Annotated in this window: 7 protein-coding genes and 1 pseudogene; 3 read left to right on the top strand and 5 right to left on the bottom strand. The window is 38.8% G+C overall.

The genetic code is table 11. The features are described from left to right. Positions 1-112: 112 nt before the first annotated feature. Positions 113-1,036 (top strand): hypothetical protein, encoded by a 924-nt coding sequence (locus tag H1R81_RS26405; protein ID WP_181843765.1) that lies wholly within the window; start codon positions 113-115, stop codon positions 1,034-1,036. A gap of 41 nt (positions 1,037-1,077) precedes the next feature. Continuing rightward, positions 1,078-1,983: a hypothetical protein gene (locus H1R81_RS26400; RefSeq protein ID WP_181843764.1), complete on the top strand. Its 906-nt coding sequence runs from the start codon at positions 1,078-1,080 to the stop codon at positions 1,981-1,983. Between the two features lie 56 nt (positions 1,984-2,039). Here the strand turns inward: H1R81_RS26400 and H1R81_RS26395 are convergent, their stop codons facing one another. The 5 genes from H1R81_RS26395 to H1R81_RS26375 form a co-directional block, all read right to left on the bottom strand. Continuing rightward, on the bottom strand, positions 2,040-5,147 hold the full coding sequence (locus tag H1R81_RS26395; protein WP_181843763.1) for a histidine kinase: 3,108 nt from the start codon (positions 5,145-5,147) through the stop codon (positions 2,040-2,042). A gap of 17 nt (positions 5,148-5,164) precedes the next feature. Further along, complete coding sequence (locus H1R81_RS26390; protein ID WP_181843762.1) at positions 5,165-5,935, bottom strand: LytTR family DNA-binding domain-containing protein; 771 nt, start codon at positions 5,933-5,935, stop codon at positions 5,165-5,167. A 322-nt stretch (positions 5,936-6,257) separates the two neighbouring features. Further along, positions 6,258-7,010: a succinate dehydrogenase/fumarate reductase iron-sulfur subunit gene (locus H1R81_RS26385; RefSeq protein WP_220275326.1), complete on the bottom strand. Its 753-nt coding sequence runs from the start codon at positions 7,008-7,010 to the stop codon at positions 6,258-6,260. A 57-nt stretch (positions 7,011-7,067) separates the two neighbouring features. Then, complete coding sequence (locus H1R81_RS26380; protein ID WP_181843760.1) at positions 7,068-9,050, bottom strand: fumarate reductase/succinate dehydrogenase flavoprotein subunit; 1,983 nt, start codon at positions 9,048-9,050, stop codon at positions 7,068-7,070. A 25-nt stretch (positions 9,051-9,075) separates the two neighbouring features. Further along, positions 9,076-9,867, bottom strand: a complete 792-nt coding sequence (locus tag H1R81_RS26375; protein ID WP_181843759.1) for a succinate dehydrogenase cytochrome b subunit — start codon at positions 9,865-9,867, stop codon at positions 9,076-9,078. A 266-nt stretch (positions 9,868-10,133) separates the two neighbouring features. Between H1R81_RS26375 and H1R81_RS26370 the strand changes: the two are divergent. Continuing rightward, positions 10,134-12,086: pseudogene (locus tag H1R81_RS26370) on the top strand (gliding motility-associated C-terminal domain-containing protein); the annotation flags it as partial.

Raw genomic sequence — 12,086 nt, 5'->3', positions numbered from 1 at the left:
CAGGTAGGTTTTCCTGCTACTCACTGACGTTTTTTTTATTAATCTCCTGTCAGACTTCAATTTTGAGTTATTAATCACCCAAAACAAACGTAGCGGCGTACCGCTGAATACCATGAAAAAAATACTGACTTTGCTTATCACACTTCATCTGTCGTGCCATGTTTTTGCCCAATCGGGCATTATGCTACCTGATGGTTTTGTCGTCCCTAACTTAACAGAAGCTCCGGTCTGTACTGTTGACGACAAAGGCAAGATGTATTTCAATACTTCTTCTAAACTGATTCTGGTGTGCGATGGGGCTCAATGGAAACCATCAGCCTCACAGTGGTCTCTAGGGCAATCTCCACAGACAATCAGCTACAACGGAAAAGTAGGAATTAATACCGAAACGCCACAATATGAATTAGATGTAAATGGTAATGCAAGAATTTCAAGTTTTCTGTTTGCAGTAGGTGGTATAGGAATAGGAGCAACTACACTCCCATCGGGATTAATGGTAACAGATGGGGACATAGCCATTACAAGTACAGTCGATACCAAAACATGGAAATTTGATTACTCAGATGCAAATGATCATTTAGCACTTAAAGAAGATGGCGCTACCAGAATGATATTTGCCAATGGTGGTAATGTAGGTATTGGATCGACCCCTCCAACAGCTAAACTTTCAGTAGATGGAAATGGCAGTTTCTCTGGAAATCTAACCGTTAATGGAGGTAAAGGTATTGTCAGAACTACTACCGCCGCTGCTTATAAAGTTCATGTAGCACAATTTAACCTTGGGGCTTCATTTTCAGTTCTTGCCGGAAACTGTGCCACTAATTCTCCTGCATTAAACATTACTTCTGCCGGCTTTACATCTGCTCCCACTGCACAGCTGGGTAATGTAGTTTCAGGAACGGGCAATTTTGGTAAATTGATTATCAATATTGACTCGGCAAATGCTAATGCCGTTGTGGTTCGTTTCTGTAATAATACAACAAGCAATATTACACTTAGCAATATGGTCTTTAATGTTTTATGCATAGGACTGTAAATGTTTTTTAATTCACCTATTACGTATAAAATCTATAGTTCATGAAATCAAAACTATTAATTTTCTGCATATTAATTTTTTCGCAAGAATTAGCAGCACAGTCTACAGTTGTTCAGCCTGAAGTTTTCAGATTGTCCAAAAATTTAGATACTGCTTGTCCTCAATGGGAGGCAGGTAAAGTTTATTATCATACTCCCACAAATACAGTTAAATACTGCGGAGATGATTTGCTTGAGAAGAGTATAACAACTTATTGGGAGGGCAATGCGGATATATATTATATGGGAAAAGTTGGAATCAGCAAAAACTCTCCTTTAGATGAGCTTGACGTTTTAAGTAGAGCAAGATTCAATACTTTATTAGTAGAAGGGAGAATAGGAATAAATACAAGTACACCCACTGAAAAATTAGAAATAGTAAACCGGAGGATTGACATTATAAGTTCAACTGACGAAGTCACCTGGACTCTTTTTAACTTTGATGCAGCAGATAGATTTGAATTTCGGGGTCAGGGAGTAACAAAAATGCTGATAAAATATGGTGGCAATATATGTATAGGCGCTACTACTAATACAGAAAAACTGAGAGTAGAAGGAGATGTAAGCTATGCAGAAAATTTGACAATAGAAGGAAAAGGAATTTTAACAAACTCAAATGCAAACCAATTGCAGATGTATACATTTGCCTCTTCCACATCAAATAGAGATTTTTATATAGGGTCTAATACTTGTAGTACGATAAGTTTCAGTTTCCCGAGTAATCAATTTACAGTGGCTCCGGCGGTGTTTCTTGGACAATCCCTTGCACCAACTCAGTCTGGTTTAAATCTTATTAAAAGTATTGTGAATGTTACTGCTGCTGGTGGCCAAATTCAGTTTTGTAATTTAACAGCTGGAGAAATTTCATTTGGCAATCAATCCTTTTCTTTAATCGCTATTGGCCAATAATACTCATCTTTATAATTATAACTCCCTGAAAATGAATCCATTTTAAGGGAGTTTTTTTAACTCAACAAAGGCACTTTTACTATAAATTCAGTCTCTGTTTCAATGGTTTCTAAAGGTGCCGTGCTGAGGTATTTATAAAGTGTTTTCAGGCTATCAAGCCCTTGTTTATTAGATGTTTCTACAAATTTCTTCTTCTGTATATTATTCTTTACTATCAATTGTTCGCCCTGAATAAAAACGTCAATCACCAGTGGTTTATCCTCCTCAATGGTATTATGTTTAATGGCGTTCTCAAAAAGATTCTGAAGCGTCACAGGTACAATACCATTGAGCATATACTTATCCTCAATAACAATATTTACCTGTAACCCCTCCTCAAAACGCGATTTCTGAAGATTAACATAGTTTTTTACAAAAGCTAATTCCTGACCTAAACTAACCGTTTCAGTATCTTTATTCTGTAAAATATATCGATAGATAGACGATAACTTTTGTAGGAAATCAGAAGCCACATCAGGCTCTGATAAAATAAAGCCATTCAACGACGTAAGGCTATTGAACAGAAAATGCGGGTTCAGGTGATTAATCAGGTTTTGGTACTGAATTTCGGTCTTATCTTTTTCTAAACGGGTTGATTGAATCTGTAAATGATGAATCTTCTTTCGGTGATTAGTCCGGTAGCGGAAAAACGAAATGATCATAAGAATACCGGCAAAAACACATAATACTTTAAACCAAAGGGTTCGGTAGAAAAGCGTATCTATATGAATCCTGAGTGTCTGAATAGGTAGATAATTCTGATTGATGTCTTTAGCTCTAATTTTAAACAAATAATCTCCACCATCCAAATGCCCGTAGACGGCCATCTTTTTGCCTTCTTTATCCAAAACCCAGCTTTTATCATAACCTTCCAGCTGATAAGACATTTCATAATTACCATTATTAGGAGGGGTGAGTATACCAAAATAAATATAAAATGAATTCTGGTTAGCATTAAAGTTGACTTGCGAATTATTTTTATAAATAACGATAGAAGTATCTGCGGTTGAGACGCGGTTGAAGAATAATTGATCTTTGAAAGAAGGTAGCTTAAAGCGCTTAAAATTAAGTAAAACGGCCATTTGCTTATAGGTGGAAACTATTTTTTTATTTTTAAGCACAGTTAGTCTGTTTCCCCACTCCGAAAATAAATCGTTGGTTTGAAAATTAAACGTAAATTTCTCCCCTGTTTTTTCATTGTAATAGAGAATATTATCAAGTGATGTCACACACAGATTATCATGGTCATCAATAGATACGCCGTCAATTAAATCCATATCGAGCGCTGTCTGGAAATCATACGTTTTCGGGTCAAATTTGATTAAGTCGTAGCTGCCAAGCCAGAATTTGCCATTTTTATCTTCTACAAAGCCCGTATATCCAATCTTTGTGAAATCAATATCCTGCTTGGTTTTTACCACCTCAAAAGCTTGCTTTTCTTTCGAAAATTTTGCTAAACCACCTGAATGAATAGCAATCCAGAACTCGTCACTCTTGCTATATAAGGAGAAATTAGGAGCAACATATTTATCAGTATTTTTCAGTTCGGCACCTCTACTGAATATAATGGGATACTCTTTCCAGGTTTTTGTTTTCAGATGATAATTAAGCGTTTTATAAATCTTTTTCCCCATCAGAAAAACCCACAAGGAATCACCCATAAGATTTGTATGAGAAATAGAGTAGCTTACACCGTACAAAATCAATGCGGGCATTTTTACTTTTTCAAATTGCTTTGTCTTTTTTTCAAATTGAAAAATTTCATAAGGCTTTACAACAAGTAGCTTTTGCTGATAATCATGTAGCGCAATGGGTATATCATAGTTTAGGTATTTTTTGTTCTCCGGTATTTGAATTGTGGTTGATTGATTTGTTTCAGGTTCATAATTAATCAGACGATTATCACTGGTTTCTATCCACCACGAACTATCTCTGGAGTCTTCAACAAGACACATTAAGCCATTCTTTTCATCATTTTTAAAAAAAGCATTCGAAAAATCAAAAATATCAAAGGCTTTTTTGTTCGGATAAAGCGCCGATAGCCCATTTATTGTTGAAACACCATTTAAAGTAGCAAGCCAGATAGTACCATTTTTTTCCTGCAAAATATCAAATAGACGATTAGCTGTAATAGAGTTATTATTTCCTTTCTCGTATTTAATCTCAGTGGTCTGATTTTTCCCAAAGTCAATATAGGCTATTCGATTATTAAATGAGCCTAGCCAAAGGTTCTGATTTGCATCAAAAAAAATATTTTCAATTTCAAACAAAAACGACCAGTCGCTACTGAGCTTGAAACTCTTTGCTATTTTCTTATTTTGTGTATCATACCAGACAATTTCCTGCGTATCGTTGTTGACAAATACGATTTTGTTTTGATTAATAGTTATTGCCGAAGGAGTCTTAATTTCAAAAATCGGAATATTGGTAGGGTTAAAACCACGGTTGAATATTTTCTGGCTCGAAAAATCTAAATAATTTAAGCTATAATCATTATTACAGATAATCCATAACCCTTTTTTATCAGGAGCCTCAATCAATCCGTTCTGGATAATCCTGCTAGAGCTTATCGTTTTGTTATTGCCTTCGATGTGTCTGAAATTTTGCAACTTACTGGTACGTGAATCAAACTTAAACAAACCCCGGTCACGTATTGTAAACCATATATCTCCCCTCGAATCGCAGACAATATTAAAGCACGCATAATCAGGTTTGTTCAACTCTTTAATGGTAATAAACTGGTTTTTTTGCTTATCAAAATAACAGATACCTTCACCCGTGCCTACCCATATTCTCCCTTGATTATCTTCACATAAAGCCAACACTCCGTTGCTTACTAGTGATTTATCATCATTTCTTTTATGTTTTAGTGTAATGGTCAGTTCTGAATCGTACCTCTTAAGCCCGCTTGCAGTGCCAAGCCATAGATAACCGCTTCGATCTTTGAGCATACAATAAATCCTGTTTTCAAGACTATTATCTGATATTTTAACCTGATTGAAAGTAAATGGTAAACGTTGAGCAAAGCTAAATTGCAAAGAGAGGAATAAACTAAATATATAAATATAGATGCGTCTTCTATTGATACTGAATTTTTCATTATTCATGCTGAATGGCATATCCATGAGTCTCTATACGTGTTTTATTTCTCTAACCATTTCTTGAAAAGAGGTGCTTTCTGGCGGCTGATGTCTATCTCAGTAGATTGATGAGGATCTTTCAGTTTCACCATTAATTTCAGGTTTTCTAACCCCCAGACCTTCTGAATAATATCTATATTAACAATGTATTGCCGGTTGACTCTATAGAAAAGGTCAGGGTCAAGCGTAGTCTCAATTTCTTCCATTGTATTATCTAAGCTAAATTTTTCATTAGTTTTTGTAACAATATGAACTACCATTTCATAATAGAAATAGGCAATGTCTTTGGTTTTTACCAATATCCAGGCATTACGATGGTTGCATAGAAAATGCTCTTTATAAGCAGGTTTTGGTACATTGCCTGTCTGGAGCATTTCCATCAATTTATTCATATCAATGGGTGTTTTGGTTTGCTTCTGATTGATGCTTTTTGCCTTTTCAATGGCATTTTGCAAATCAACAGGTTCTACGGGTTTTAATAAATAGTCAATTCCGTTGACCTTAAAAGCACGAATGGCAAATTCATTATAAGAAGTAATGAAAATAATAGGGCAACTAAGTTTAAATCTCTCAAAAATCTCAAAACTTACACCGTCAGCCAACTGAATATCTGCAAAAACTACATCAGGTTCAGCATTTGCGACAAACCAATTAATAGCAGTCTTGACACTTGGCAGTATGTCAAGGATTTTTACTTCAGGATTTGTCTTGGCAATTTTTATACACAATTCTCTGGCAACAATCTTTTCATCTTCAATAATGATGGCATTCATTTCGGTAGATAGGTTTTTCAAACAAATTATCAAAAAACTAAGTGAACTGCAAAACTTTGGGGAATGAATAGCCAAAACCTAAAGGTGAATGGTATAAAAATGAAGAGTGAGTTGTTTTTGATTTAGTGCAGTGATTTATACTAATATGGTTTATCTTATCTCTTTTAAGATATGATAGAAGATAAAATAAAGCAGGAATACTATTTAACAAACAAAAAACGCCTGCCATTCCAAAAAATGACAGGCATTCACATATATAATATTCCCGAATCTGTGCCTTAGCTCCCCTTCAGGGGCGGGGCGGACGCCGCGCGGGGCGTTGTTACGCCACAGTAGAAGCAATACTTGAACTTAAGAATTCACGATTCAAACGCGCAATGTTTTCCAGAGAAATCTCTTTAGGGCACTCAATGGCACAAGCACCAGTATTAGTACAATTACCAAATCCTTCGGCATCCATTTGCGCTACCATTTTGATGGCTCTTTCTTCACGCTCCGGCTGTCCTTGGGGTAATAAAGCTAATTGAGAAACTTTAGCCGATACAAAAAGCATCGCCGAAGCATTTTTACAAGCTGCTACACAAGCACCGCAACCAATACAAGCTGCTGCTGCAAAAGCCTTATCTGCTTCTTCTTTCGGAATTGGTAAAGAGTTACCATCTTGTGCATTACCTGTATTTACTGAAATGTAACCACCAGAGGCGATGATACGGTCGAAAGCTGTTCTGTCTACTACTAAGTCTTTAATAACAGGGAATGCCGTTGCTCTCCAGGGCTCAACCACAATGGTATCGCCATCTTTGAAACTACGCATATGTAACTGACAGGTAGTAACTGCTTCCAAAGGTCCATGCGGGCGACCATTGATATACATAGAGCACATGCCACAGATACCTTCACGACAATCATGGTCAAAGGCGATAGGTTCTTTTCCTTCAGATACAAGACGTTCGTTCAGTACGTCAAACATTTCAAGAAAAGACATATCTTCTGAGATACCAGCTACCTGATAGGTTTCAAGGTTACCATTCACTTTTGCATTTTTTTGTCTCCACACTTTCAGTGTGAGGTTCATATTACCTTCTGACATAATTTTAAATATTTTATAATCACCCCTGCCGGGGCAAGGGGGTTATTTATAACTACGTTGCGCAATTTTGATATTTTCGTACACCAATGGCTCTTTATTCAAAACCCATTGGCTATCGCCTTCATATTCCCATGCGGCTACATACATATAATTTTCATCATCACGAAGTGCCTCCCCTTCTTCAGTTTGGTATTCTTCGCGGAAGTGTCCACCACAAGATTCGTTTCTGTTAAGGGCATCCATACACATCAGTTCCCCTAATTCAATAAAGTCAGCTACGCGGCCAGCTTTATCTAACTCAGGATTAAACTCATCAGCGTCTCCCATCACACGTAAATCAGACCAGAATTCTTTTTTCAGAGCACGAATCTCTTCGATAGCCTCTTTCAATCCTTGTTCATTACGTGCCATACCACATTTTTCCCACATGATTTTGCCGAGACGTTTGTGGAAAGATTCAGGAGATTGTTTACCCTTGATAGTTAAGAATGTATTGATGCGCTCTTTTACTTTATTCTCTGCTTCAACAAAAGCAGGGTGATCAGTAGGGATCGCTTTCGTACGGATTTCACCTGATAGATAAGAACCAATAGTATAAGGAATTACAAAGTATCCATCTGCCAGACCCTGCATCAGAGCCGATGCACCCAGGCGGTTAGCACCGTGGTCAGAGAAGTTAGCTTCGCCCAAAGCATATAATCCCGGTACAGTTGTCATCAGATTATAATCAACCCAAAGACCTCCCATGGTATAGTGAACTGCCGGATAAATACGCATCGGCACTTCATACGGATCTTCGCCTGTAATCTGTTTGTACATATCGAACAGGTTACCGTATTTTTCTTTTACTACGGCTTTCCCCATCGTAATAATCTCTTCATGCGAAGGGTTGTGCATACCATTTTTATTAGCCTCTATTTTACCGTAGCGGTCAATTGCCGAAGCATAATCCAAATAAACTGCCATTTTAGAAGTACCTACGCCATAGCCTGCATCACAACGCTCTTTAGCTGCACGAGAGGCAATGTCACGAGGGACAAGGTTACCGAAGGCAGGATAACGACGCTCTAAATAATAATCTCTTTCTGCTTCCGGTATATCATTAGCGGCTCGCTTGTCGTCTTTTTGTTTAGGAACCCAGATACGACCATCGTTCCGCAGCGACTCTGACATCAATGTCAGTTTAGATTGATGATCGCCAGAAACCGGAATACAAGTCGGGTGAATTTGAGTGAAACACGGGTTACCGAAGAATGCCCCTTGTTTATGTGCTTTCCAGGCCGCTGTTACGTTACTACCCATTGCATTGGTTGAGAGATAGAATACGTTCCCATAACCACCTGTACATAATAATACGGCATGGCCGAAATGACGTTCTATTTCTCCGGTAATGAGGTTACGGGCAATGATACCACGTGCTTTGCCATCAATCACAACTACCTCTAACATTTCATGGCGGCTATACATCGTAACTGTACCGATACCTACCTGACGCTCCAAACCTGAATAGGCACCTAATAATAATTGCTGACCCGTTTGTCCGGCGGCATAAAAAGTACGCTGTACTTGTGTACCACCAAACGAACGGTTTGATAATAGTCCGCCGTATTCACGGGCAAAAGGAACTCCTTGCGCCACACATTGGTCAATGATATTACCTGACACCTCTGCTAAACGATGTACGTTAGCCTCTCTTGCACGATAATCACCACCTTTGATTGTATCATAAAACAGACGGTAAACAGAGTCACCATCATTCTGATAGTTCTTTGCTGCATTAATACCCCCCTGAGCTGCAATAGAGTGCGCACGGCGTGGTGAATCCTGAAAACAAAAAGCTTTTACCTTATAACCAAGTTCCGCTAATGTAGCCGCTGCTGATGCGCCGGCTAATCCGGTACCTACTACAATGATTTCTATACTGCGTTTATTGGCAGGATTCACCAAAGGTACAGTTGAACGATATTTTGTCCATTTCTCCGATAAAGTACTTTCGGGAATTTTGGCATCTAATTTTTTGGACATATCTATATATCTGTTAGTCTGAAAATCAATTACCCATTAAATGTTTTACATAAAAGAAAATCGGCATGGCCGCAAAACCGATAGGAATCAGAATCGCAAAAATCCAGGTACTGATACCCCTGACCAGAGGCGTGTACTTAGGGTGATTCCAACCCAAAGTCTGAAAGGCACTCTGGAAACCGTGATATAAGTGAAACCCTACGGCAAGCATACCTATGATGTAAAGCAAAACTAACAAAGGATTTTGAAATGCTACAGAAACCTCTTTATAAAGGTCTTTCACAATTACCAGGTGTGTGCCTGATTCTAAGTCGCTTATTTCAACCTTTTTTACGTCTTGCTTATATGAGGAAGGCATTTCGGCAAACATTCTTTCACCTGTTACCACATTTTCTCTGTATTGTACATAAGGAAGCGGTTCATTATGGTATTTATACCAGAAATCGCCCATATGAACAACAATATACACCAAAAGAACAGTTCCTAAAATTGCCATATTACGGCTTGACCAAGACGAAGAATTTCTGACAACAGCATATCTTACCGAACGAGCCTTGCGGTTTTGGTATTCGAGGTATAAACCCCAGAACGCATGAAACAGTATGAAAAAATAGTTGCCATAAGAAATAACTTTAATAAGCGGAAACGTAGTCATAAAGACTGCATAGGTATTAAAAGCATACCCGCCGTCTTTATAAAAAAGTTGTAAATTACCCGAAAGGTGTACTACAAGAAAAGTACAAAGAAAAAGTCCAGTCAATGACATCAGAACTTTTTTTCCTATGGAGCTTGATAGTGTTTTTGTAAGCCAAGACATACTTTATTCCAGTTTGAAAACTAAAAAATTGACTATTTTAGTTATAGAGAAAAATACTTAGAAAAGTACAATTACTTTTGCGCGTCAAAAGTAAGCCACAAACTATTTAGAATCAATAAAAATAATGCCCTTTTTTATTAAATAATTATATAGTGAAAATACAGAAGCGTTTATTTTACCAAATGTTTCAAAATACTAATCAAAACATATACAACGAATCAATTTTTTTTTCGTTTATATTTACGGACAATCCTAATCGAGAGCTTATGAAAGCGTTGAAGTTTACTTTATTTTGTTTTATTATTATAGTTTTAGCTGCTACAAAGACCCATGCCACCCACTTACGTGCAGGTGAAATAACTGCTAAAAGAATTTCTGCCACAACCCTTACATATCGTGTTACCTTAACTACCTATACCGATCAGATCAATGGTGTACAAGCCAATGAAGGTGCCAATTTTGTGAAATTTTACTTTGGTGTAACCGGTGTACCCTTATACGATGTAAAACGCAAGAAGAAGTTTCTGATTAACTCAGGAACCATGTGTAACGTATATGATACTACTTTTACTTTTCCGGCACAGGGTACCTATACCATTACTTGTGGTATCTCAAACAGAAATGCCAATACTGTCAACCTGCAGGGGCCTACCGATCAGATTAGTTTTTTTGTTGAAACCACCATATTAGTAAATGGTTCATTAGGGCTGAACAATACACCAGTTCTGTTGAATATTCCTGTCGATACTGCCGGAGTTGGCAAACGGTTTATTCATAATCCGGGGGCATTTGATGCTGACGGTGATAGTCTGGCTTATCGGCTGACGGCCCCTAAAAGAGATTTTGGAGATGGAACTGGGGTAGGAGGCTTCGCCGCTGGTTATAGAGATCCCTCCGCTTTAGGGGACTCACGCTTAACAGAAGATGGTCTGAATCCTTCATTTTTCAGGATAGATGCGATCACCGGTGATTTGATCTGGGATGCCCCTGGCCGACTGGCAGTGAATCAGTATCAGGTCAATGTAGCCTTTATTGTAGAGGAATGGCGGAAAGGGGTGAATGGCACCTACACCAAAATAGGGGAGATCACCCGTGACATGCAGATTATCGTAGTAGAAACGCCTAATAAGCGACCCTTACTGACCACCCCCTCGCCAATCTGCGTAGAAGCAGGCCAGAAAATTGAGTTTACTGTCACCGCCCGTGACCCGGATAATCATAAAATCAGAATATCGACGAATAGTGGTGTGTACAACCGTGATGCAGAAGGGCCGATAGAATTTGTTTCTCCCCAGGCAGCAAGTTTCACCCCCTTAAACACAACCCAGAACAGTCCTGCATCAGGCACCTTTACTTGGGAGACCAACTGCAAGCACGTCAGAGAACAGCCGTATGATGTTTTGTTTAAAGTAGAAGACTTTCCTGGTCGGACAGCCGTTCAGCTGACAGACATTAAAACAGTCAGGATCAGGGTGATTCCACCTCGTCCGAGAGGCTTAAGTGCCACCAATTCAGAGCGGGGCGTTGAATTACGCTGGCAACAATACCCAGACTGTAACATTCCTGAAGAAGACGCCGAAATAGTAATTTATCGGAAAGAAGGGTGTTCAAACTTCATTCCTGGCAATTGTCAGATAGGCTTGCCGGCTTCACTGGGTTTTGTAGAAGTAGCCAGAGTATCTGCCAGAGACACGTTTTATTTAGATACCAAAGCACAGAGTGGAGTCATATACAGTTACAGCATAGTGGCGAACCTGTCTACCTCAGACTTTGTGATGATGCCGAGTGTACCCTCGAATGAAGCGTGTATCGGGAGTGAGATTCCACAGAAAGCTCCTGTGATTACCAATGTAAGTGTAGATGTGACCAGTGCGACAGGGGGTCAGATTACAGTGAAATGGTCGCGGCCACTGAACTTTGATGCCACTGAAACCAAAGGTCCCTATGCATACAGGTTATACAGGGCGACCGGTATCAGTGGGGGTATATTCCAGTTAGTAGCCACCCTTCCGAGCAAAGTGACAGACAAGGCAGCGGATACGATCTTTGTAGATAAGGGGCTGAACACCGAACAGAATGGCTATACCTACAAAGTGGCCTTTATTTATGAGACAGACAAGCCCCTGTCGGAGAGTCAGGTAGCGAGTAGTGTACGGTTGTCGGCGGTATCAGATGCCCAGAAAGTACGGTTGAACTGGCAGGCGAATGTACCCTGGAGT

Source organism: Emticicia sp. BO119, from assembly GCF_013912375.1.
Classification (GTDB): domain Bacteria; phylum Bacteroidota; class Bacteroidia; order Cytophagales; family Spirosomataceae; genus Emticicia.
The sequence above is the reverse complement of the archived record's forward strand: the minus strand, read 5'-3'. Positions and strand labels throughout refer to the sequence as shown.

What these genes read in the sequence shown, in the direction of transcription:
- H1R81_RS26405 (WP_181843765.1), top strand. Translation starts at nt 113, where the DNA reads ATGAAAAAAATACTGACTTTGCTTATCACACTTCATCTGTCGTGCCAT.
- H1R81_RS26400 (WP_181843764.1), top strand. Translation starts at nt 1,078, where the DNA reads ATGAAATCAAAACTATTAATTTTCTGCATATTAATTTTTTCGCAAGAA.
- H1R81_RS26395 (WP_181843763.1), bottom strand. Translation starts at nt 5,147, where the DNA reads ATGGATATGCCATTCAGCATGAATAATGAAAAATTCAGTATCAATAGA.
- H1R81_RS26390 (WP_181843762.1), bottom strand. Translation starts at nt 5,935, where the DNA reads ATGAATGCCATCATTATTGAAGATGAAAAGATTGTTGCCAGAGAATTG.
- H1R81_RS26385 (WP_220275326.1), bottom strand. Translation starts at nt 7,010, where the DNA reads ATGAACCTCACACTGAAAGTGTGGAGACAAAAAAATGCAAAAGTGAAT.
- H1R81_RS26380 (WP_181843760.1), bottom strand. Translation starts at nt 9,050, where the DNA reads ATGTCCAAAAAATTAGATGCCAAAATTCCCGAAAGTACTTTATCGGAG.
- H1R81_RS26375 (WP_181843759.1), bottom strand. Translation starts at nt 9,867, where the DNA reads ATGTCTTGGCTTACAAAAACACTATCAAGCTCCATAGGAAAAAAAGTT.